The 23,360-nt window shown below is 61.9% G+C and carries 20 protein-coding genes; 18 read left to right on the forward strand and 2 right to left on the reverse strand.

All coding sequences use genetic code 11. From position 1 onward, the window contains the following. The first annotated feature begins 151 nt into the window (after positions 1-151). The 10 genes from thrS (at position 152) to AAHE99_RS07765 (ending at position 10,387) form a co-directional block, all read left to right on the forward strand. Complete coding sequence (thrS, locus tag AAHE99_RS07720) at positions 152-2,059, forward strand: threonine--tRNA ligase (protein WP_342116439.1); 1,908 nt, start codon at positions 152-154, stop codon at positions 2,057-2,059. A gap of 49 nt (positions 2,060-2,108) precedes the next feature. Then, positions 2,109-2,633 (forward strand): translation initiation factor IF-3, encoded by a 525-nt coding sequence (gene infC, locus AAHE99_RS07725; RefSeq protein WP_342116440.1) that lies wholly within the window; start codon positions 2,109-2,111, stop codon positions 2,631-2,633. Positions 2,634-2,863: 230 nt separating this feature from the next. Next, positions 2,864-3,061 (forward strand): 50S ribosomal protein L35, encoded by a 198-nt coding sequence (gene rpmI, locus AAHE99_RS07730; protein ID WP_056135342.1) that lies wholly within the window; start codon positions 2,864-2,866, stop codon positions 3,059-3,061. A gap of 27 nt (positions 3,062-3,088) precedes the next feature. Then, the gene (rplT, locus tag AAHE99_RS07735; RefSeq protein WP_342116158.1) at positions 3,089-3,448 is read left to right on the forward strand and encodes a 50S ribosomal protein L20; all 360 of its coding nucleotides are present in this window, start codon (positions 3,089-3,091) and stop codon (positions 3,446-3,448) included. Between the two features lie 100 nt (positions 3,449-3,548). Continuing rightward, positions 3,549-4,565 (forward strand): phenylalanine--tRNA ligase subunit alpha, encoded by a 1,017-nt coding sequence (gene pheS, locus AAHE99_RS07740; RefSeq protein ID WP_342116159.1) that lies wholly within the window; start codon positions 3,549-3,551, stop codon positions 4,563-4,565. A 106-nt stretch (positions 4,566-4,671) separates the two neighbouring features. Next, positions 4,672-7,098, forward strand: coding sequence for a phenylalanine--tRNA ligase subunit beta (gene pheT, locus AAHE99_RS07745; protein ID WP_342116160.1), 2,427 nt, complete (start codon positions 4,672-4,674; stop codon positions 7,096-7,098). Between the two features lie 136 nt (positions 7,099-7,234). Beyond that, positions 7,235-7,582, forward strand: coding sequence for an integration host factor subunit alpha (locus AAHE99_RS07750; protein ID WP_342116441.1), 348 nt, complete (start codon positions 7,235-7,237; stop codon positions 7,580-7,582). A 17-nt stretch (positions 7,583-7,599) separates the two neighbouring features. Continuing rightward, positions 7,600-8,004, forward strand: a complete 405-nt coding sequence (locus tag AAHE99_RS07755) for a MerR family transcriptional regulator (protein WP_342116162.1) — start codon at positions 7,600-7,602, stop codon at positions 8,002-8,004. Between the two features lie 155 nt (positions 8,005-8,159). Continuing rightward, complete coding sequence (locus tag AAHE99_RS07760; RefSeq protein ID WP_028101218.1) at positions 8,160-8,792, forward strand: response regulator; 633 nt, start codon at positions 8,160-8,162, stop codon at positions 8,790-8,792. A 56-nt stretch (positions 8,793-8,848) separates the two neighbouring features. Then, positions 8,849-10,387 (forward strand): CHASE3 domain-containing protein, encoded by a 1,539-nt coding sequence (locus AAHE99_RS07765; protein WP_342116165.1) that lies wholly within the window; start codon positions 8,849-8,851, stop codon positions 10,385-10,387. Here AAHE99_RS07765 and AAHE99_RS07770 read toward each other — a convergent pair. After that, on the reverse strand, positions 10,290-11,099 hold the full coding sequence (locus tag AAHE99_RS07770) for a Crp/Fnr family transcriptional regulator (RefSeq protein ID WP_342116166.1): 810 nt from the start codon (positions 11,097-11,099) through the stop codon (positions 10,290-10,292). The genes AAHE99_RS07765 and AAHE99_RS07770 overlap by 98 nt on opposite strands. A 164-nt stretch (positions 11,100-11,263) precedes the next feature. Further along, positions 11,264-13,249 (reverse strand): methyl-accepting chemotaxis protein, encoded by a 1,986-nt coding sequence (locus tag AAHE99_RS07775; protein ID WP_342116167.1) that lies wholly within the window; start codon positions 13,247-13,249, stop codon positions 11,264-11,266. Between the two features lie 82 nt (positions 13,250-13,331). On the opposite strand from AAHE99_RS07775, the gene AAHE99_RS07780 reads away from it, so the two are divergent. The 8 genes from AAHE99_RS07780 (at position 13,332) to AAHE99_RS07815 (ending at position 23,317) form a co-directional block, all read left to right on the forward strand. After that, positions 13,332-14,015, forward strand: a complete 684-nt coding sequence (locus tag AAHE99_RS07780; RefSeq protein ID WP_342116443.1) for a response regulator transcription factor — start codon at positions 13,332-13,334, stop codon at positions 14,013-14,015. Beyond that, a complete protein-coding gene (locus AAHE99_RS07785; RefSeq protein ID WP_342116168.1) occupies positions 14,008-15,348 on the forward strand; it encodes a sensor histidine kinase in 1,341 nt (446 codons plus the stop codon). Before AAHE99_RS07780 ends, AAHE99_RS07785 begins: the two co-directional genes overlap by 8 nt. A 104-nt stretch (positions 15,349-15,452) precedes the next feature. Next, positions 15,453-15,878: a type IV pilin protein gene (locus tag AAHE99_RS07790; protein ID WP_342116169.1), complete on the forward strand. Its 426-nt coding sequence runs from the start codon at positions 15,453-15,455 to the stop codon at positions 15,876-15,878. Beyond that, positions 15,866-16,498, forward strand: a complete 633-nt coding sequence (locus AAHE99_RS07795; RefSeq protein ID WP_342116170.1) for a prepilin-type N-terminal cleavage/methylation domain-containing protein — start codon at positions 15,866-15,868, stop codon at positions 16,496-16,498. Before AAHE99_RS07790 ends, AAHE99_RS07795 begins: the two co-directional genes overlap by 13 nt. Further along, a complete protein-coding gene (locus tag AAHE99_RS07800) occupies positions 16,495-16,929 on the forward strand; it encodes a type IV pilus modification PilV family protein (protein WP_342116171.1) in 435 nt (144 codons plus the stop codon). Before AAHE99_RS07795 ends, AAHE99_RS07800 begins: the two co-directional genes overlap by 4 nt. Then, positions 16,926-18,083 (forward strand): PilW family protein, encoded by a 1,158-nt coding sequence (locus AAHE99_RS07805; RefSeq protein WP_342116172.1) that lies wholly within the window; start codon positions 16,926-16,928, stop codon positions 18,081-18,083. The genes AAHE99_RS07800 and AAHE99_RS07805 overlap by 4 nt, the downstream gene beginning before the upstream one ends. After that, positions 18,083-18,679 carry a pilus assembly PilX family protein gene (locus tag AAHE99_RS07810; RefSeq protein WP_342116173.1) on the forward strand — a complete coding sequence of 199 codons (597 nt, stop codon included), beginning with the start codon at positions 18,083-18,085 and terminating at the stop codon, positions 18,677-18,679. The genes AAHE99_RS07805 and AAHE99_RS07810 overlap by 1 nt, the downstream gene beginning before the upstream one ends. A gap of 18 nt (positions 18,680-18,697) precedes the next feature. Then, entirely contained in the window at positions 18,698-23,317 is a 4,620-nt protein-coding gene (locus tag AAHE99_RS07815) for a pilus assembly protein (RefSeq protein ID WP_342116174.1), read from the forward strand. The last annotated feature ends 43 nt before the right edge of the window (positions 23,318-23,360 follow it).

Raw genomic sequence — 23,360 nt, forward strand, 5'->3', positions numbered from 1 at the left:
GTTATGACACCGCGAACTACCATCAAGGTTGGTGAGTGACGCTAGTCGATCGGCTTTCTTTTGCTTGTTCAATTGAAGAAAAACGCGGCTAGCCCGCGTTTTTTTTCGTCCCTATTTTCCTGTACTACCTTTTTTCTTCCGGAGATCCATGATGGTTTCAATCCGACTGCCCGACGGCTCCATCCGTCAATTCGATGCCCCAGTAACTGTTGCGCAAGTCGCGTCCAACATCAGCACCAGCCTGGGCAAAGCCGCCCTGGCCGGTAAAGTCGACGGCAAGGTAGTCGACACTTCCTTCCTGATTGAGAAGGACTCCGACGTCGCCATCGTGACCGACAAGGATGCCGAAGGCCTGGACGTGATCCGTCACTCCACCGCGCACTTGCTGGCGTACGCCGTCAAGGAACTGTTCCCGGATGCGCAAGTCACCATCGGCCCGGTGATCGAAAACGGCTTCTACTACGATTTCTCCTACAAGCGTCCATTCACCCCGGACGACCTGGTGGCGATCGAGAAGAAGATGGCTGAACTGGCGAAGAAGGACGAGCAGGTCACCCGCAAAGTGCTGCCGCGCGACGAAGCCGTGGCGTACTTCAAGTCCATCAATGAACACTACAAGGCCGAGATCATCGCTTCGATCCCATCGAACGAAGACGTCTCCCTGTACACCGAAGGCAATTTCACCGACCTGTGCCGCGGCCCGCACGTGCCATCGACCGGCAAGCTGAAGGTCTTCAAGCTGATGAAGCTGGCCGGCGCTTACTGGCGCGGCGACAGCAAGAACGAAATGCTGCAGCGTGTGTACGGCACCGCGTGGACCAAGAAGGAAGACCAGGAACAGTACCTGTTCCAGCTGGAAGAAGCGGAAAAGCGCGACCACCGCAAGCTGGGCAAGCAGCTGGACTTCTTCCACTTCCAGGACGAAGCGCCAGGCCTGGTGTTCTGGCATCCGAAAGGCTGGACCATCTGGCAGCAGGTGGAGCAGTACATGCGCAAGAAGTACCAGGACAATGGCTACCAGGAAGTGAAAGCGCCGCAGATCCTGGACGCTTCGCTGTGGGGCAAGACCGGCCACTGGGAAAACTACCGCGAGAACATGTTCGTGACCGAGTCCGAAAACCGTTCCTACGCGCTGAAGCCAATGAACTGCCCAGGCCACGTCCAGATCTTCAACAGCGACCTGCGTTCCTACCGCGACCTGCCGCTGCGCTACGGTGAGTTCGGCCAATGCCACCGCAACGAGCCGTCCGGCGCGCTGCACGGCATCATGCGCGTGCGTGGCTTCACCCAGGATGACGGCCACATTTTCTGCACCAACGAGCAGATCGAGCCGGAAGTGGTGGCGTTCCACCAGCAGGCGATGGAAGTGTACAAAGACTTCCACTTCGAAAACATCGACGTCAAGCTGGCGCTGCGTCCTGACAACCGCATCGGCGACGATGAGGTGTGGGATAAAGCCGAAGAGGCGCTGCGCTCCGGCCTGCGCGCTTGCGGCGTGACTTGGACCGAGCTGCCAGGCGAGGGTGCGTTCTACGGTCCGAAGATCGAGTACCACCTGAAGGATTCGCTGGGCCGCCCATGGCAGGTCGGCACCATGCAGGTCGACTTCTTCATGCCGGGCCGCCTGGGCGCCGAGTATGTGGCGGATGACAACACCCGCAAGACTCCGGTCATGCTGCACCGTGCAATCGTGGGCTCGCTGGAGCGCTTCATTGGTATCCTGATCGAGAACTACGCCGGCGCGCTGCCGATGTGGCTTGCCCCTCAGCAAGTATCGATTCTGAACATCAGTGATGCACAGGCGGATTACTGCAAAGCGCTTGAATCCAAGCTGCGCAAACTGGGCTTCCGCGTTGCCGCTGATTTGCGCAACGAGAAGATTACGTATAAAATCCGCGAACATTCCGTCCAAAAAGTGCCTTTCATCCTCGTGGTGGGCGACAAGGAACGGGATGCCAACACCGTGGCCGTGCGTGCCCGGGGCAATGTCGATCTTGGCGTCATGTCGGTCGAAGCCCTGGTGGAGCGACTGCAGCAAGACGTCGCTACCAAAGCCTGATGCGTGAAATACCGCAACCGGCCGACTAACCAAAATTGAAGGAAACACCATAGCTACTGACAAGTCTTCCCATCGCATCAATGGCGAGATCACCCACCCTGAAATGCGTCTGTCGGGTGTGGATAATGAACCGCTGGGCATCGTAAGCCTGGCCGAAGCCTTCCGCCTGGCGGAAGAGGCCGATGTCGACCTGGTCGAGATCGCGCCGAACGCGAATCCTCCAGTCTGCCGACTGATGGATTACGGTAAGTTCAAGTATTCGGAGCAGAAAAAGGCGCACGAAGCCAAGTTGAAGCAGAAGGTGATCTCGGTCAAGGAAGTCAAATTCCGTCCGGGTACCGATGATGGCGACTACAACATCAAGCTGCGCAACCTGATCAAGTTCCTGGAAGACGGTGACAAGACCAAGATCACCCTGCGTTTCCGCGGCCGTGAAATGGCCCACCAGGACATCGGCATGCGCATGCTGGAGCGTCTGAAGGCTGACCTGGAGCCGCATGGCCAGGTCGAGCAGTTCCCGAAGATGGAAGGCCGTCAGATGATTATGGTGCTGGCGCCGAAGAAGAAGAAGTGAACCGGTAAACCGGTGTCCGTCCCAGCGGGTCGGACACCGCCATTCGAACGCCGCTGGCTTCAATCGAGGCCGGCGGCGTTTGCATTTTGGTGCCTGTCCCCGCGGGTCAGGCACCGGTTTACCGGTTTCAACAAAACCTGTGCTATACTCCCGGGTTCCCGTGAGAGTAGGCACCAAAAGTGCAGTAGTGTTGCTGCCACCTACAATCCGGTCATTATTGGAGCATTCACATGCCAAAAATGAAAACCAAGAGCTCCGCGAAGAAGCGTTTTCGCGTGCGCCCAGGTGGCACCGTTAAGTCCGGTATGGCGTTCAAGCGTCACATCCTGACCAAGAAGACCACCAAAAACAAGCGTCAACTGCGTGGCACCCGTAACATCAATGCGTCCGACGTTCAAAGCGTCTACCGCATGATGCCGTCCGCTTAATCTCACAACATTATTTAAGGAGCTACTATGCCTCGAGTAAAACGTGGGGTTACCGCGCGTGCCCGTCATAAGAAAGTACTGAACCTGGCCAAGGGTTACCGTGGTCGTCGCAGCCGTGTATATCGCGTTGCCAAGCAAGCAGTTATGCGCGCTGGCCAATACGCCTACCGCGACCGCCGTAACAAGAAGCGCGTCTTCCGCGCCCTGTGGATCACCCGTATCAACGCGGCTTCCCGCGAACACGGTCTGACCTACAGCGTGTTCATGAACGGCCTGAAGAAGGCTGCGATTGAACTGGACCGTAAGGTCCTGGCTGATATGGCTGTGATGGACAAGCCTGCGTTTGCAGCGATTGTCAACGTCGTCAAAGCCAAGATCGCTGCTTAATTGCCAGTGATGTGCGCTGCTTTCGGGCAGCGAACATAAGAAGCGGGACATGGCTTTGGCTATGTCCCGTTTTTAATTTCCACCACAGGAAAAAAGTCGGATGAACTCCCTCGAACAACTCGTCGTCGCCGCGCAGGCTGACTTTATCGCCGCCGCCGACGCTGCCGCACTTGAAAACGCCAAAGCCAAATACCTTGGCAAGACTGGCCAGATCACCGAAATGATGAAGGGTCTGGGCAAGCTGGATCCGGAAGAGAAGAAGGCGCAGGGCGCCCTGATCAACGCTGCCAAGGTGCAGATCGAGTCCGCGCTGACTGCGCGCCGTGATGCGCTGGCGGAAGCCCAGCTGCAGCTGCGCTTGAATGCTGAGGCGATCGACGTCTCGCTGCCGGGCCGTGGCCGTGCTCCGGGTGGCCTGCATCCTGTGATGCGCACCTGGGAACGCGTTGAAGAAATCTTCCGTTCCATTGGTTTCGATGTTGCGGGCGGTCCTGAGATTGAGACTGACTGGACCAACTTTACCGCGCTGAATTCGCCTGAGAACCATCCGGCGCGTTCGATGCAGGATACTTTCTACGTTGAGGGTAACGACAGCACCGGCAAGCCGCTGCTGCTGCGTACCCACACCTCGCCGATGCAGGTGCGCTATGCGCGCAACAGCAAGCCGCCGATCAAGGTGATCGCGCCGGGCCGTACCTATCGCGTGGATTCGGATGCGACGCATTCGCCCATGTTCCACCAGGTTGAGGGTCTGTGGATTGCGGAGGATATTTCCTTCGCTGACCTGAAGGGCGTGTACCTGAATTTTGTTAAGGCTTTCTTTGAGACGGATGACCTGCAGGTGCGCTTCCGTCCTTCGTATTTCCCGTTCACCGAACCGTCGGCAGAGATCGATATCGCGTTCGGCAGCGGTCCGCTGAAAGGGCGCTGGCTGGAAGTGTCCGGCTCGGGCCAGGTGCATCCGAATGTGGTGCGCAATTTTGGTCTCGATCCGGAAAAGTACATTGGTTTCGCGTTCGGCTCCGGCCTGGAGCGCCTGACCATGCTGCGCTATGGCGTGAATGACCTGCGCCTGTTCTACGAAGGCGATCTGCGCTTCCTGAAACAGTTCAACTAAAACCGGTAAGGCTGGGTCAGACCCAAGGGTCTGACCCTGGTCTGCGAACGCCGCGTATCCGGGTCTGACCCAGGTTTACCGGTTCTAAAAGATACGAAAGCTGACTATGCAATTCTCTGAAAACTGGCTGCGCACGATGGTCGATCCGAAGATGACTTCGGATGAACTGGCACATATGCTGACCATGTCCGGCCTCGAAGTTGAAGACATCGATCCTGTCGCGCCTCCATTCACCAACGTGGTGGTTGGCCATGTGCGCGAAACCGCGAAGCATCCGAACGCTGACCGCCTGAACGTGTGCCAGGTCGACGTCGGTACCGGCACGCTGCTGAACATCGTCTGCGGCGCGCCAAACGTGCGTCCAGGCCTGAAAGTGGCATGCGCCATGGCCGGCGCGGTGCTGCCGCCAGGCGCGGACGGCAAGCCGTTCGAAATCAAGGTAGGCCAGCTGCGCGGCGTCGAGTCGCAAGGCATGCTGTGCTCCGCCAAGGAACTGAAGCTGAGCGAAGAAGGCTCCGGCCTGATCGAGCTGCCGGATGATGCGCCAATCGGCCAGAACATCCGCGACTACTTCTCGCTGAACGACCTGAAGTTCACCATCAAGCTGACCCCGAACAAGGCGGACTGCCTGTCCGTGCTGGGCGTCGCGCGCGAAGTGTCGGCGCTGACCGGTTCCGCGCTGACCGTGCCGCAGAACCGCGTGGTGCCAGTGACCCTGGATGAAAAGCTGGCAGTGAAGGTCTCCGCACCGGACCTGTGCGGCCGTTTCGCCGGCCGTGTGATCCGTGGCCTGAACGCCAAGGCCGAAACCCCGGCCTGGATGAAGCAGCGCCTGGAGCGCAGCGGCCAGCGTCCGGTGTCGGCACTGGTGGACATTTCCAACTACGTCATGCTGGAACTGGGCCGCCCATCGCACGTGTTCGATCTGGACAAGATCCACGGCTCGCTGGACGTCCGCTGGGGCAAGAAGGGCGAACAGCTCAAGCTCCTGAACGGCAACACCATCGAAGTCGATGAATGGGTTGGCGTGATCGCCGACGACAAGGAACTGGAATCGCTGGCCGGTATCATGGGCGGCGACGCCACCGCCGTGTCGGACGACACCACCAATATCTACCTGGAAGCGGCATTCTGGTGGCCAAACGCCATCCAGGGCCGCGCGCGCAAGTACAACTTCTCGACCGATGCGGCGCACCGCTTCGAGCGCGGAGTGGACTTCGCCTCGATCCCTGAGCACCTGGAGCGCATCACCGCGCTGCTGGTGGAAATCTGCGGCACGCCGGACACCAAGGTCGGCGCCATCGACGACCAGATCGTCAACCTGCCGCAGCGCGCGCCGGTGCAGATGCGCACCGCCCGTGCCGCCAAGGTGATCGGCGTTGCGCTGAACGACGATATGATCGCCGACATCTTCAAGCGCCTGAACCTGGAGTTCTCGCTGGCTGAAGGCGTATTCTCGGTGACCCCGCCAAGCTACCGTTTCGACATCGAAATCGAAGAAGACCTGATCGAAGAAGTGGCCCGCGTGTACGGCTTCGAAAACATCCCGACCCGTCCACCAATGGCAGCGGCCGAGATGCGCATTGCGCCGGAAAACACCCGCTCGATCTTCGCCGTGCGCCACCAGCTGGCCGACCTGGGCTTCCAGGAAGTGGTCAACATGAGCTTCGTGGAAGCGCAGTGGGAACTGGACTTCAACGGCAACGACAACCCGATCAAGCTGCAAAACCCGATCGCGTCGCAGATGTCCGTGATGCGTTCGTCGCTGATCGGCAGCCTGGTGGCCAACGTGCGCTACAACGTCAACCGCAAGCAGCCGCGCGTGCGCCTGTTCGAAGTCGGCGCCATCTTCAAGCGCGACGCGTCGGTGCAGGATGGCCCGCTGACCGTGGCCGGCTACGACCAGCCGCAGCGCGTGGCCGCCATGGCCTACGGCCCGGTGGCTGACGAGCAGTGGGGCATGGAAACCCGCGATGTCGACTTCTTCGACGTCAAGGCCGACCTGGAAGCCCTGTTCGCACCGCGCCAGCTGCGCTTCGCCAAGCTGGCCCACCCGGCGCTGCACCCTGGCCGCGCCGCTTCCGTGGAACTGGACGGCAAGGTGATCGGCTTCATCGGCGAACTGCACCCGCGCTGGCTGCAAAAGTACGACTTGCCAAAAGCACCAGTCGTGTTCGAGGTGGATGCTGTTGCGTTACAGCAACGCGACGTGCCAAACTACGAAGAAATTTCGAAGTTCCCAGGTACCACCCGCGACGTAGCCCTGGTGGTGAAGCAGACCGTACCGGTGCAGGATCTGCTCGACGCTTTCAAGGGCGCCGTAGCCGCCCACGCCCAAGGCCGCATCGTGCAAGCCATTGTTTTGTTTGATGAATATCGCGGCAAAGGTCTGGAAAGCGACGAAAAATCGCTTGCTTTCCGCTTTAGCTTGCAAGATACTCAAAACACCCTGCAGGACGATGTAGTGGACGAGCTGATGAAGACGCTCACCGCGCATGTAGTACTGGCGCACGGTGCAAAACTGCGGGCTTAATTAATATTTCAGTAACTCCAGCGAGTCCGGCAATGCCGGACTCATGTTCTTTAGAAGGCAGGGCAGCAAAATTAACCACAACGACGTCGATTCCGCCGTACTCGAATCCGCATTGGACGCCGAGCTGCACAGCGCAATGCAGAGCGCCAAGGTACGCCAGGAAGCTGAAAAGGATTTGCCTACGCTGACCAAGGCGGAGCTGGCCGAACTGTTGTTCGAGCAAGTGGGCCTGAACAAGCGTGAGGCCAAGGATATGGTCGAAACCTTCTTTGACGAGATCCGCAACGCCCTCGAGCGCGGCGAAGCCGTCAAACTGTCCGGTTTCGGCAACTTCCAGCTGCGCGACAAGCCGCAGCGTCCGGGCCGCAACCCGAAAACCGGCGAGGAAATCCCGATCACCGCACGCCGTGTGGTGACCTTCCACGCGAGCCAGAAGCTGAAGGGCATGGTCGAAGACAGCGCCGGTACGGCGCGCGCAGCTTGATCAAGCAAGGTGCGTGAATGAACGACCGTCCTGGCAAGGCAGACCTGGTAGTGCTGCCGCCGATCCCGGCGAAGCGCTACTTCACCATTGGCGAAGTCAGTGAACTGTGCGGCGTCAAACCGCATGTGCTGCGCTATTGGGAACAGGAATTCACCCAGCTGAAACCGGTCAAGCGGCGCGGTAACCGCCGCTATTACCAGCACCACGAGGTGCTGCTGATCCGCCGCATCCGCGAGCTGCTGTATGAGCAGGGCTTCACCATCTCCGGCGCACGCAATAAGCTTGATAGCCGCGCTACCGAATCGGCCCAAGGCGAGTATGATGACTCCTTGGGCCTGGGCGCAGCGGGCGACGCGCCGCCGCTCGACCGGGAGATGCTGCGCCGTGAGCTGCTAGGCATCCTGGACCTATTGAAGTTGTAAGCAGCTGTAGCAAGGGCGCTTAGGCGTCCTTTTTTTCGGCTACACTTGCCTGAACTGTTAAACCATTGGTGCTACAATATTAACGTTATGATTTTGCTAGTGATATTGCAGACGCTGGCTTCGTTCCCCAGCTGAGATTTAATGAGGGAAGATCAATGATTCGCGTAGCCATCTGTGACGACCACCAGATTGTACGGGCAGGTTTCAAGCAAATCTTTTCGTCCTCGGACGAATTCAGTGTCGTGGCCGAGGGCAGCACCGGCCGCGAGGCTCTCGACATCGCACGCAAGGAAGTGTGCGATGTGCTGCTGCTCGACATCGCCATGCCGGACCAGAGCGGGATCGACACGCTGCGTACCATCCGCCAGGGCCAGCCGGATTTGCCGGTGCTGATCCTGTCCGGCTATCCGGCGCAGCAATATGCGCTCAACCTGTTCAAGATGGGCGCCAACGGTTACCTGAACAAGGAGTGCGAGGCCGAAGAGCTGATCAATGCCGTGCGCACCGTGCACCAGGGCCGCCGCTATGTGAGCTCGCAAGTGGGCGAGTTGCTGGCGCAAAGTTTTGACCGCGATCCGAATACGGCGCTGCACACCGAGCTGTCGGACCGTGAGTTCCAGGTGTTCTTGCGCCTGGCGCGCGGCGCTACAGTGTCCGATATCGGCACCGCGCTGTCGCTGAGCATCAAGACGGTCAGCACCTACCGCACGCGCATCATGGAAAAGATGGGTTTGCAGTCCAATAGCGACCTGACCTACTACGCTATGAAGAACAATCTGCTCGATTGATCGCTCTGCCGCACGATTGCATTGCCGTGCGGCAGTAATTTCCTACGCGTTTTATAATGGGTAAGATGTACTTCACCATCGAACCAGCACCGCGGCACCGCTTGCCGCTCTATAAAACGCTCCTGTGTGTGACGTGTGCGCTGATCCTGATCGTCAATGGCTTCAGCCTGTTCCATAATCTGCAATCGCTGAAGGGCGCCAACGAACAGCTGGCGCTCAGTTCGCGCGTGGCCGAGCGCTTGCAATACCTGAATGTGCTGACGCTCGATGCCGACAGCAGCGCGCGCGGCTACTTTATTTCCGGCAAAGAGACTTATCTGGGGCCGACCCGCTCCGTCATCACCGAATCCGAACGCGAGTTCCGCGAACTGGAAAAGCTGCTGGCCAACAATCCGGCGCAGCTGAAAAACCTGCAGCAATTGCAGGTGCTGGTGCGCAAGCGCATCGCGATGCTGAGCCAGGCCATCGACGTCTACAAGCACAGCGGCCTGGATGAAATCGTCAACATCGCCAAGGTCAGCGATGAGCGCAGCGGCATGGATGAAATCCGCTTGCAGATCGTGATCATGGTGCGCGAACAGAACGAGGCGATGGCGGCGCGCGCGGCCAGCTTTTACCAGGAATACCAGAAGGCGGTGGTGATGGGCGCCGGCATCAACGCCGTCGCGATCGTGGTGCTGATCATGTTCTACCAGCTGGTGCGGCGCAGTTTCATCCACCGCGCGGCGGTCGAGCATGCCCTGCAGCTGTCCAACGAAAGCCTGGAGTCGATGGTGCAGCAGCGTACCGAGCAGCTGTCCGTGCTGTCGCGCCACCTGATCTCGATCAGCGAGGAAGAGAAGATGCGCCTGTCGCGCGAGCTGCACGATGAGATGGGCGCCAACCTGACTTCGATCAGCATGGATATCGCGGCCGTCACGCACCAGCTGCAAAAGACCAATCCGGAACTGGCGACCCAGCTGCGCCGCGCGCGCGGCACGCTGGTTGAAACGGTGGAGCTGAAGCGCCGCATCATCGAAGACCTGCGCCCAAGCTTGCTCGACAACCTGGGCCTGGGCGCCGCCATCGACAGCTATTGCGAAGACTTTGCGCGCCAGGCGGGCATTCCCTGCGAGACCGAGATCGGTGCCGACATCGATGCCGTGGCCAAGGGCGACAGCAGCCTGTCGATTGCGCTGTTCCGCATTGTGCAGGAGTCGCTCACCAATATCCGCAAGTACGCCAAGGCCAGCCGCGTCAGCGTGGCGCTCAAGCGCCAGCCCGATGAAATGCTGGTGCTGCGCATTATCGATGACGGTATCGGTATTGCAGCGCCAACCCTGGCCAAGCCGATGTCGCATGGCTTGCTGGGGATGCGGGAACGGGCGCTGCTGCTGGGCGGTGTCTTGAATATCCGCCGTGGACGGGGTGACAAGGGAACGTGTATCGAGGTCTACATCCCGCTCAAAGGGCGGGGCGGGCGCACAGCCGGCGCCGTGCCGCCCGCGGGGCTACATCCTAGCAGCACGCCACATCAGCGAGCAGGCGATCATACTCAGTCTTCGCCACCTTATAGCACTCGCCCGCATATCGTTCCAGACCTTCACGATCAATGACCGTAATGTTGCCGCGGCGGTAGGTGATCAAGCCGTCTTCCTGCAGCTTGCCGGCGGCGGCGGTGATCGATTCGCGGCGTACCCCCAGCATGATGGAAATCATTTCCTGGGTGACCTTCAGCTCATTGCTTGGCGAGCGGTCCAGGCGGTCCAGCAGCCAGCGGCACAGTTTCTGTTCGATGGAGCTGTGGCGGCCGCCGACAGCGTTCTGGGCCATCTGGGCGAACAGCGCGGCGTTGTAGCGCATCAGGAGCTGGGGCAGGGCGCCGCCCTGGTTGAAGGCATCGCGCAGGGCCTGGGCCTTCAGGCGGTAGCCGTAACCGGCGCTTTGCACCACGGCGGTGCTCATGGCGCGTTCACCGGCAAACATCGATACGCCCACCACGCCTTCGTGGCCCACCACGGCAATCTCGGTGGTGGCGCCGTCTTCCATCACGTACAGCAGGGAAAGGATGGCGGTAGTCGGGAAATAGACGTATTCCAGCTTGCTGCCAAACTCAAACAGTTCCTTGCCGAAGGGCAGTTGCACCAGTTCCAGGTGTTCAAACAGGGCCTCCAGTACTTCTCGAGGGAGGGCTGCCAGCAGCTCGTTTTGCTGGGCGCCGCTGTAGCTGACAACCGGCCGGGACGCAACTTTAAACTCCGACGAACCAATCGGCATGGTACGGGAGAGCGAGTTCTGGGTAGAGACGCTAAGTTGAGTGTTGTTCATTTTATCCTCACAGAAACTAAAGTACACGGTATTGCAGTCGGCATTCGTGGAGTGCTGCTTGCCGATCGCGTTGGTATTACTTTAATTTTCTATGTGAGTGATGAACATAAGAGGTATTACCTCCGTCATGTAGGCTGGCAACATGACGGTTTGTCAGGCTAGTCCTACAACATAGCAATTTTCACTGGCGCACTGTTGGACATTTTCAGTGAGCGTTGCGGTGCGGCGAGTCGGAATTGTCCTAGCGCCTGGGTTAGCAGGGCGGTTTCGGCGTGCACCCGGCTGGCGCCTTCCGAGGCCTGCACCACCAGGGCGGCGTTCTGGCGCGTCATGTCGTCGATGCGGTGCAGGGCGCTGTTGATGCGGGCGATCTCGCTGCGCTGGCCGGCTTCGGCATCGGTAATGCGGGCGATAACTTGTTCCATGCTGCGCACCGAGGCTACCACCTGGGCCATGGTGGCGCCCGCTTCGTCAACCTGGGCGTTGCCGCTTTCGACTTTGGCGACCGAGTCGCCGATCAGGTGTTTGATTTCCAGCGCGGCGGCGGCGGAGCGCTGGGCCAGGCTGCGCACTTCGGTGGCGACCACGGCGAAGCCGCGGCCTGCTTCGCCGGCGCGTGCCGCTTCGACGGCGGCGTTGAGGGCCAGGATGTTGGTCTGGAAGGCGATGCCGTCGATCACGCCGATGATGTCGGCGATGCGGTCGGAGCTGGAACGGATGGCGGCCATGGTGCCAACTACGGCGTCGACACTGGCGCCGCCACGGCGCGCCACGCCGGCAGCCTGCTGCACCAGCTCGCGGCCGTCGTCGGCGTGGGCGCTGTTGCGCTGCACGGCGGCGTCCAGCTGTTCCATCGCTTCCACCGTCACATGCAGGGCGTCGGCCTGGGTGCCGGTGGAGTCGTTCAGCGCGGTGCTGCCGCTCGCCAGTTCGTCGGCGGCGCTGGCGATGCGGGCGGCGCCGCTGCGGATATCGGCCACCAGGGTTTGCAGGGCGCACGTCATGGCGCTGAAAGCGTTGGCCAGGTCGCCGGTTTCGTCGCGTGCCGGCGAGGAGATGCGCACGCTCAGGTCGCCCGCCGCGGCGGCCTGCACGGCGCGGTTCAGCTGGCGGATGTCGCGCATGAAGGAGGCGTAGAAGCCGGCGCCCAGCCAGGCTGCCAGCAGGATGGCCAGCAGCACCACGGCGGCGACCGCGTTGCGGCGCAGGCTATCGCGGGCGGCGCGTTCCTGCAGCAGCTGGTCCAGTGCCTCGGCGGTGCTGGTGGAGAGGGCTTGCAGGGCGGCGTTGGCCTGCAGGCCGGCGGCATTGAATTCCTTGCCGCTGGTCTGGTTGAAGGAATTCAGCACTTCGTTGCGGGCGCGTTCGAGGAAGGCAAGCGCCCCCGGTACGGCGGACAGTTTCGGTTCCAGCGCACCGGCCAGGCCGGGATTGTGTTCGACGATGGCCTTGTACTGCGCCGGCAGGCGTTCCAGTTCGTGGCGCGCCAGCATGGCGGTGGCGGTCAGCATCTGGTCCTCGCCGCCTTCGAACAGGCCGCTGTCGATGTAGGCGGCGCCGCGGCCGCTGATCACCGACAGGTTCTCAGTCAGGCCGGGAAAGGTTTTCAGGAAGGACGCGATCAGGTAGACGCTGCGCACCTCGGGGTCGAGCGAGAGGCGGGCGCGGTCGGCCGCTTCGGCTGCCAGGCTGTCGGCCTGCGCAATCAGCTTGCTGTGGGCGGCGAAACTGGCGCGCGCATCCAGGCCGGCCTGGCGCCGCTGCAGTTGCTGCCAGCCCTGTTCCAGTTCGGCCTGCGCTTCCAGCGCCGCCAGCGGACCGCTGGCGAGCGAGCGCAGGGCGGCGAGTGCGGCGCTGGCGGCATCCGCAGTGCTGCGGATGGCGGCGGCGTGCTCCTGCTGGTTGGCGGCCAGGCGCAGATGTTCCAGGCTGCGTTTCTGCTGCAGCTGCTGGCGCAGTCCATGCAGTTGGCGCACATAGGCCAGGCCCTGGCGCTCGCGCGCGGTGAACGAGACCGATTTGTGGAGCTCCGCGACCAAGAGGCCGGATGCCAGCAGCAGCGGCAGCAGGAACAGCAGCGAAACCAGGATGAATTTGGGGAGCAGGCGCAAGCGCTGCATGAGGGCGATGGCGGGGTGCAGGAATTTCATGCATGTAATGATGCTAGGCAATTGTTACATCTTCATGAATCGGGGCATAATGCGCGAAGATCAATTCATTTCCTTGCCATCCATGCATGTAATCCTGGTTGAAGACGACGCGGTGCTGGCGGATGGCCTGGTGCGGGTGCTGGGCGGCCATGGCATGAGGGTCGAGCTGCTGCAGAACGGCAGCGAAGCCGACGCGCTGCTGCAGCGTCCGGGTCCGGTGGACGTGCTGGTGCTCGATATCGGCTTGCCCGGGCTGGACGGCTTTGAAGTGGTGCGCCGCCTGCGTGCGCGCGGCAGCCAGCTGCCGGTGCTGTTGCTGACGGCGCGCGACGCGGTGGAAGACCGCGTACGCGGCCTCGAGCTGGGCGCCGACGATTACCTCGTCAAGCCCTTCGCCACGCCGGAACTGGTGGCGCGCGTGCGTGCGCTGGCGCGGCGCAATGCGCCCAAGCCCAGCGTGCTGCAAATGGGCGAGCTGGTGCTGGACGTGGGCGCCAAACGCGCCCGGGTGCGCGACAAGGTGATCGACCTCTCGGTGCGCGAATGGGCGGTGCTGGAATACCTGCTGCAGCACGGCTCGCGCGTCGTAAGCAAGCAGCAGATCATCGACGCCATCCTGCCGTGGGGCGAGGACGTCACGCCGAACGCGGTGGAAGTTTATATATCGCGCGTGCGGCAGAAGACGGCGGACGCCGGCATCAGCATCCGCACCATCCGCGGCTTCGGTTATATGCTGGAGCCGCAAGGCCCGGAATCGCATGGATAGCATCCGACTGCGCCTGCTCAAGTGGCTGGTGGTGCCGGTGCTGCTGCTTAACCTGGCCGGCATGGCGCTGAGCTACGCGCTGGCCTGGATTCCCGCGCAGATCGCTTTCGACCAGTCGCTCAGCGAAGCCGCCGCCACGCTGGGCTCGCGCGTGACCGAGCGCGACGGCCGCCTGCTGCTTGATTTGCCGCCCGCCGCCGAACATGCGCTGCGCGACGACGAACTCGACAAAGTCTATTTTTCGCTGCGCGACAACCAGGGACGGCTGGTGGCGGGCGATGCGGTGCTGCCGGTGATGCCGGCGCGCGCCGGTGCGCCCGCCAGCGACGGCATGGTGGCCGGGGAGGCGGTGCGGATGGCGGCGCTGCCCCTGGTGGTGGGGCAGCAGCAGGGCATCGTGGTGGTGGCCAAGACGCTGCGCAAGCGCGGCCAGGCGCGCGCCGCCATCGTGCGCGCCATGCTGCCGCTGGCGGCGGTGCTGACGCTGGCATCGGCCGGCCTGGTCTGGTTCTCGGTCACGAATGGCCTGTCGCCGCTGAACAAGGTGCGCGCCGAAATCCAGGCGCGCAGCGCCGATAATGCGGCGCCCATCGCGACGGCCGAAGTGCCGCTGGAAGTAGCGCCGGTGGTGCAGGCTTTTAACGGCCTGCTGGACAAGGTGCATGCCGGAGCCCAGGCGCAGCAGGACTTCCTGGCCAATGTGGCGCACCAGCTGCGCACCCCGCTGGCCGGCATGCGCACCCAGATCGATCTGCTGGCGGCGCAGGAGCGCGGCCCGGAAGCCGCTTCCTCGCTGGCCATGATGCAGGCCTCGACCGAGCGCATGATCCGCCAGGTCAACCAGCTGCTGGCCTTCGCACGCGCCGAACCGGGCCCGCTGCGCAAGACGCGCATGGAGCGCATGTCGCTCGACCAACTGCTGGAAGAATCGATCCAGCATTTTGTCGAACAGGCGCTGCGCAAGGATATCGACCTGGGCTTCGACCTGCAGCCCACCATGGTGCTGGGCGACCGCTTCCTGCTGCGTGACCTGATCGACAACCTGATCGACAATGCGATCCGCTACACGCCGGCCAAAGGCTCGGTGACGGTGAGCTGCTTTGCCCACCTGGGCGGCGGCATGCTGACGGTGGAAGACTCCGGCCCCGGTATTGCGCCGGCCAAGCGCGCCGCCGTGTTCCAGCGCTTCCAGCGGCTTGACGAAAAGACCACGGGCAGCGGCCTTGGGCTGGCGATCGTGCGCGACATCGCCAACGCCCACGGCGCCACGGTTGCCATCGATACGCCGCACAGCGGGCAGGGCGCTTTGTTCTCGGTGTACTTCCCGGCCTAAAAAATCTGCTCCTGTCAGGCTTTTGTCAGGATTTCCTCAGGGTAATGCAAGCTTCGCTAGCTAGACTAAGGCTATCCAAAGTCCAACCCTGGGAGCAGATCATAATGAAACGCCAACATGCAGGCTATACGCTGGTCGAAGTGATGGCTGCCGTGAGCATTGTGGCCATTATCACCGCCGTGGCCATGCCGTCCTATACCGGCTATGTCAAACGCGGCCGCCTGACTGAAGCGTTCACCGGCCTGGGCGCCGGCCAGACCGCAGCGGAACAGTTCTGGGCCAATAACCGTACCTATAGCGGCTTTTCCAGCTCGGCATCCTTTCCCAAGAACGGCAACTACTTCGAGTTCACGCTGAGCGATGCCGGCACCAGTGGCTATACGCTGACGGCCACCGGCAAGGACATGCTGACCGGTTTTGCCTACACCATCGACCAGAACGGCAACCGCAAGACTACCAGCGTGCCGGCGGGTTGGACCAGCAGCGGCACCTGCTGGGTCGACCGGGAGAATGGAAAATGCGCCAATTGATGCAGGCGCGCCAGGCCGGCGTAACGCTGATCGAACTGATGATTGGCATCGGCATCATGGGCTTTACGCTGGCGATCGGCGTGCCTTCCATGTCGCACTGGCTGCAGACCAATAAGGCCAAGGCTGCGGCGGAATTTTATGCGGACGGGCTGCAGATGGCGCGCCGCCAGGCCCTGGCGCACAATGCGCGCAGCCGTTTCGTGCTGAGCGAGAACGCCGCCACCGGCCAGTACAACTGGCAGGTCGACATCTGCTTCCCCCAGCCGGAAACGGCCTGCACCGCTACCACCGGCGGCTGGTCCACTACCACGACGGCCGCCGCCAACGATCCGGAAGGCGTGAACGGCTATAAATCGGTGTACCGTTCTGCTGACAACCAGCCGCCGGCCACCGCCATGGCGCCGGTGCTGCAGCCGGCCGCCGCACGCGATATCTATTTCACTGAACTGGGCTGGGTTGATCCGGCCACGGAAGACCGCATCAACAGCATCCGCCTCAATCCAGGCAGCCAGTTCAATGGCGAGGTGCCGACAGTGTCCCTGGTGGTCACCTTGTCGGGCATGACCACCAAATGCGATCCGACGCGCGGCGCCGGCGATTCCAGGACTTGTCCAGAATGAATACCATCAAATACCGGAAGCAGGGCGGCGGCGCCATGGTAGAAGCGATTGTGGCCGTAATCCTGCTGGCTGTCGGCCTGATCGGCACCGTCGGCATGCAGGCCCGCTCCTACGCAGCCATCAACGATGCCGGCATGCGCGCGGAGGCCACGCTGGCCGCCGACCGTCTGATCGGGATCATGAACAACGACTACGACAATATCGATAACTACGCCTTCAAGCAGGCCGACAAGAAGGACCCGGCATCTTCGCTAAAGCCCTGGCTGGCGGAAACCATGGCCATGATTCCCGGCGCCGGGGTGGACGTGGTGGTGGCGCGCGGCGCGACCCAGACCCAGGTCGATATCACGATTGCCTGGCAGCGCCGCAAGGGCGATGAGCCTAACAAGCATTCGATGACGACCTACATCATGAATCCGAGGCCGCTATGAGCAAGCTCAAAGCAATGCGCAGCGCGCGCGGCTTCTCGTTGGTGGAGCTGATGGTCAGCGTGGTAGTGGGCATGGTGGCGGTGATGTTTGCGACGCGCCTGCTGGCGACTTCCGAAACCGAGAAATCGGCGGCCCTGGGGACTTCGGACAGCATGCAGAACGGCATGCTGGCGCTGTTCTCGCTGAACTTCGACGCCTCGCAAGCCGGCTGGGGCATCAATGACACCCTGGTCAACGGCTGCAATACGCTGCTGAAGGACAACGAGGGCTTTTCCATGCAGTCGGTCAAGCGTGCGGGCGTCGATACCACGCCGCTGGCACCGGTCGTTATCGTCAACAACGGCGAGCGTTCGGACGTGATCAGCTTGAATTCCGGCGGCAGCCTGTCCGGCGTCGGCAATGTGACGCTGGCCGATACCTATGCCGGCGGCGGCGAGATCCGCGTCACCAGCAATAATCCCTTCGGCTTCAACAAGGGCGATGTGATCGTGGTGGTGCCGGAACCGGCGGGCGGCAATTGCAGCATCGCCCAGCTGTCCGACGTGGACAAGGATATCCTGCGCATCGATAGCGGCCGCTATAACAGCGGCGCGGGTTTGCTGGGCGGCGTCTACAATCAGGGCAACAAGGCGCGCGTGTTCAATCTGGGGCCGACCGATAAGCTCGCGCTGCACACATGGTCGGTGGTCAACGGTGTGCTGCGTCTGCGCGCTTCGAATATGAGTGGCAGTACCGAATCCGCCAAGGCGGTGGTGGACAATGTGGTGGCGATCAAGGCGCAGTACGGCTTTGACCGCCGCGCCAGTTTCGATCCGGTTTACGGTTCCCAGGTCACGACCTGGAGCGCGGACATGATCGACGCCGACAACAACCTGATTGCAGGCGATGCCGGCGACTTCCAGCGGGTGACGGCGGTGCGCCTGGCGGTGATCGCGCGCAGCCAGGTGCCGGACAAGCCAAAAGGCAGCGATGGTACCTGCGATACCACCACTGCCAAGCTGACCATCTTCAATAGCGAGACGCCGGCTGGCGTGGTGCCCAGCCCGGTCACAGTGGCGCTGGATGTCCCTGGTGAGAACATCCACTGGTCCTGCTATCGGTACCGCGCGTTTGAAACCGTGGTCCAGATCCGCAACAACGCCTGGAGGCCGTGATGCGTACCCCAATTGATAAGCTGCGCCGCCAGCGCGGCATGTCGGTGCCGATCATGCTGATCATGCTCGGTGTGATGCTGGTCTCCAGTATCTACCTGCTGCGCTCCAGTAATTCCACCACTCTGACCGCCGCCAACCTGGCCTACGAGACCGCACTGGCAAAAGCGGCCGATGCCGGCATCCACCAGGGCTATGCGTGGCTGGCCGCCACGCCCCGCAGCACTTTGTGGAACGACGTGCTGGCCGCCGGATACCGTTCGACCACCAACCCGGCGCCGGGCAAGGGCCCGTCCGACAAGGAGTACTGGTACGGCTCGGCCAAAATGACCGACAGCGCCGGCAACCAGGTGGAGTATGTGATTCACCGCCTGTGCACCTTCGCCGGACCGTTTGACCAGACGCAACCGGCCAATTCCTGCGCGCTGACGTCGGCCAAGCAGGATACGGAAGGGCGCGCCGGCGTGGGCGACAGCTTGTCGTCGGATGCGCCGGCTTACCAGGGATCGCCCCAGATCTCGTATGTGATCACGGCGCGCATCAGCGGTGCGCGCGGTGGCAATGTGATGAACCAGGCAGTCGTCATGATGGGGCCATAAGGCAGTTAGGAAACGACCATGAAAAAAATCTTTACCTTTGTCGCGGCCAGCGCCGCGCTCGCATCGGCTCTGCTGCCTGGCGCGGCCGATGCGGCCAAGACCAATATCGCCCAGGTGCCGCTGCTGAACATCACCGGCACCGGTACGGTCAAGCCGAACCTGATGCTGTTGTTCGACAACTCCGGTTCGATGGAATCGCATTTCACGCCGGACAACGTAAACGACAACCTGTGCCGATCGAAAGCCACGCTGGCGGCCGGGCAGATGGCGTGCGCACCGGGCCATCCGCCGTTCATGAGTTCCGACTTCAACCGGCAGTATTACAACCCGCGCATCCGCTACCAGCCGCCGATCAAGTGGGACGGCAGCTTTTATCCGGAGCAGACCTCGGCCAATACCAGCGCCTGGACCAGCGTCGCGAGCGATGGCTTCAATAAGCTGAACCGCGACTTGTTCGGCACCAGCGATACCAGCATCAACCTGGTGACCGGTTTCCCCGACTTGAAGTGGTGTGACCCGAACAACACCAGCGATTGCAAGGTGAATGGCGCCTACGCCTACCCGAATGCCACCTACACCAGCGCGACGGCAATCAGCGGCGCGCCGTATTACTACACCATTGTGGTGTCCGAATACTGCCAGGACGACACGCTGAAGAAATGCGTGCCGGTGACCCAGGGCGCCAGCGCGCCGGCCGGCTATCCGGTGCCGGCCAAGGTGCGCTGGTGCGACAGCACGGCGCTGACCAACTGCCAGGCCAAGAACGCCGGCACATTCAAGTACCCTAAATTCTCCACGCCGGTGACCAGTACCAAGGCGCTGGCGACCCTGACCGTGGGCGCCAGCGGCACTCCGACTTCGCTGGGCGTGACCAGCGTTTCGATTACCGATCCTGCGACCGGCGCTGTCACCGTGATCAGCAATGGTACCGTGACCGCGTCCAGCGGCACCGATACGGCCGCCAAGCGCACCGCGATGGCCAGTGCCATTGCGGCCAATATTATCGCCAAGGACAAGACCTCGGCACCGGCCCAGGCCTACTGGGCCTGCGTCCGCACGCCGTCCGGCCAGCCGACAGTATCCGCTTGTTCGACTTATGGCATAACTCTCAGCTCGGACGATGTGGTGGCGGTACTGCCGCTCATCTGCGGCAATGGAGCCAAGGATTTGAGTAATTGCCAGTTCGTGGCGGATGATGCTGCCGTCAACGTGCGCGCCGGCTGGCCGCTGTCGACTGCCGTCAATTCGGCCAACCCGGCGCCCGCTGCGAACTGGCCGGCGACTGCGGTGATTTCCCTTTCCGGCAACAAGCTGGGGGCTGCCCGCACGATCACCAACGTCAAGCTGGGCTCCAAGAGCCTGGTTTCGAGCGTGAGCCTGTCCAAGAACGACCAGCCTTCGGCGGTGGCGTCGAAGCTGCGCACGGCGATCAACAACGCCAACGTTGCAGGTATTACGGCTTACCTCGGCGGCGACGCGGCAAGCAAAGTGTGCGCGCCATTGCCAGCGACTGCCGTGTGTATCGCCGACACGGCCGGTGCGATCGACGTGATGCCTTCGCTCTCGACCACGATTCTCGGCTCGGAAACGGTGTTCGCCTTCACCAAAAGCGCCACGGCGCCCGACAGCATCGCCATGACCAGCACGGCGGTGAGCAGCGGCAGCGGCGGCAACCAGCCAGCCTTCGTACGCACCAGCATTATCTCCGGCCAGACCTATCCAAAAGCGGCGACCCGCACCGACTGTGCCGGCGCCAACAGCTGTACCTACCAGGAAGAGATGACCAACTTCGCCAACTGGTACTCCTACTACAAGAGCCGGATGCAGATGATGAAGACGGCCGTTGGCCATGCCTTCTCTTCCCTGAACGCCAATTACCGGGTGGGCTATGCGCTGCTGTCGGAAGCGGCCGTTGGCGGTGCGATGAAACTCAAACCGGCGGAATTCAGCGGAACTTCGCGTTCGACCTTCTACACCAAGCTGTATGAAACGACCACCAGCGGTTCGACCCCGAGCCGCCCAGCGCTGGACAACGTAGGCCGCATGTTCTCCAACCTGTCGCCCTACGAATACCCGGCAGGGGAAGAGGTGGTGCAGTTCCCATGCCAGCAGAACTTCACGCTGTTCACCACTGACGGTTACTGGAACGGCGGCTCCACCAGCAATGTCGTCAATAACGACAACAAGGAAGACGCTGCCCGCTTCTGTACCCGCGCAGGCGGCTGCGTCGATACCCGTTCGCAGACAGCGCCTTCGCTGGCCGACGTCGCGCTGCACTGGTACAACGGCGGTTCCTCGACCGAGACGGTGGCCTTGCGCGGCGATGCGCTGGACAAGGATATGACCAAGCCAGGCAAGGTGCCTGCCGGTTCGGGTGAAAACACCCACCTGCACATGAACACCTTCACCCTGGGCCTGGGCATGGATGGCCTGATGACTTACGAGAAGAACTACGCCACCGCGCCGAAAGTCGGCGGCGACTATTACAACGTGATCACCGGCGTGAAGACGGGCTGCCCATGGAATGGCGGCGGCGAATGGGTATGGCCTGATCCGGAAGTCACCAACGCCGGCAATACCGTGCAGGCGCGGGTGGACGACCTGTGGCACGCCGCGGTAAATGGCAAGGGCCTGTACTTCAGCGCCAACGAGCCGAAGGAAGTGGTGGACGGCCTGGCCGCCGCCCTGGGCAAGATGCAGCAGACCATCGGCGCCGCATCGGCCGCTGCGACCTCGACCCCGAATATTTCGCTGGAAGATAACGACATCTTCTCCGATACCTTCACTACGGTGAAATGGTACGGCGAACTGGCTGACCGCAAGATCGACACCACCACGGGTGAAGTCGGCGCCACTCCGGTCTGGACCACCACGGGCGTGCTGGGCAAGGAAGTTGGCGCCAGCAGCGATACCCGCTCGATCTGGAAGATCGACGAAGCCGGCACGCTTGAGGACTTCAGCTACGCCAATTTGTCGGCCCTGGAGAAGTCCTGGTTCGACAGCAAGTGCCTGTCGCTGCCGCAGTGCATCCTGCTCAACGCGACTGAACGCGCCACGGTGGACAGCGGCGCCAATATGGTGAACTGGCTGCGCGGCCAGCAGCAGCATGCGGACGATAAGATCTACCGCGCCTACACCATGACGACGTTCACACCAACCGGGGCGAGCGGTCCGATCCCGATCGTGCTGGGTGATATTGCCTCGTCGAAGCCTGCCTACCTGCGCGAACCGCGCAAGAGCTACACCAGCGCAGGTTATTCGACCTACAAGTCGGAAAACGCCAAGCGCCCGGCGACCGTGTTCACCGCTGCCAACGACGGCATGCTGCACGCCTTTGACGCCAGCAACGGCGAGGAACGCTTCGCCTACGTGCCGCGCATCACCATGAGCAAGCTGTGGAACCTGACCAGCACCACCTATGCCACCAATCACATATTCACCACCGACGGCTCGCCGGAATTGGGCGACGTGATCATCGAAGGCAAGTGGCGCACCGTGCTGGTGGCCGGCCTGAATGGCGGCGGCCGTGGCTTCTATGCACTGGACGTGACGGAAGCCGACAAGGGCATCATCAAGCCGCTGTGGGAACTGTGTGCCAGCGCCACCGTGTGCGCCAGCCATAACGACCCGGACATCGGCCTGACATTCGGCAATCCCCAGTTCGGCATGTGGAACAACAAATGGGTGGTGTTGCTGACCTCCGGCTATAACAACGCGCCGGGCGTTGACGGCGTGGGTACCGGCGACGGCAAGGGGTATCTCTATATTGTTGAAGTGGCAACCGGTAACATCCTGAAGAAGGTCAGCACCGGCAAGGGCGATGCCACGACACCTTCCGGCTTCGCCAAGATCACGGCGATCACTTCCGATCCGGCCAGCGATCCGGTCTTCACCTATGTCTACGGCGGCGATAACGATGGCCGCATGTGGCGCTTCGACTTGACCAGCGCCACTGGCGCGGTGACGGTGCAGGAACTGGCCGACGCCGGCGCGAGCCAGCCGATCACGGCGCGTCCGGATGTTACGCTGTGCGCGGTGAAGGACGAACACGGCGAAGTCAGTACCAAGCGCGTGGTACTGTTCGGCACTGGCCGCCTGCTGGACGTGCCCGACACCTCAAATGTCGATGTGCAGAGCCTTTACCTGATAAAGGATACCGGCGCCAAAATCGACGTGCGCGGTACCGGCATGGTGGAGCAGACGTTAACGGCCAGCGGAGGCAATACGCAAACTTTCACGATCAGCAACAAAGATGTGAACCTGCTGACAAAGAACGGCTGGTTCTTCGACTGGAAGCTGAATCCCGGCGAACGAATGAACCTGGACCCGAAGATCGTCAGCGGCGTGGCCAATGTGGTGACCAACATCCCGAGTTCGGAAACTTCGTGTTCGGTGGGCGGCACCAGTAATTACTACGGGCTGGATGTCTGCAAGGGCTTTGGCATCGATAGCGATGTTGTCGGCGGCACCTTGTCGAATACCTCGGCGGCGGTGGGCTTCATCATCGTCCGCCTGCCGAAGGGCGAGCTGAAGATGATCACCACCACCGCCAAGGGCGAGACCATTACCAAGCCGGTGAAGGAAATGAAGTCGGCCGAGGTGCACCCGGCAGGCTGGCGCCGGGTGAAGGGCGACTAAAACAGGGGCAACTGGTGGTAAAATAGCGGGTTTTCCGTCTGCG

Source organism: Pseudoduganella sp. OTU4001 (assembly GCF_038440195.1).
In the GTDB taxonomy this organism is placed as follows: domain Bacteria; phylum Pseudomonadota; class Gammaproteobacteria; order Burkholderiales; family Burkholderiaceae_D; genus Rugamonas.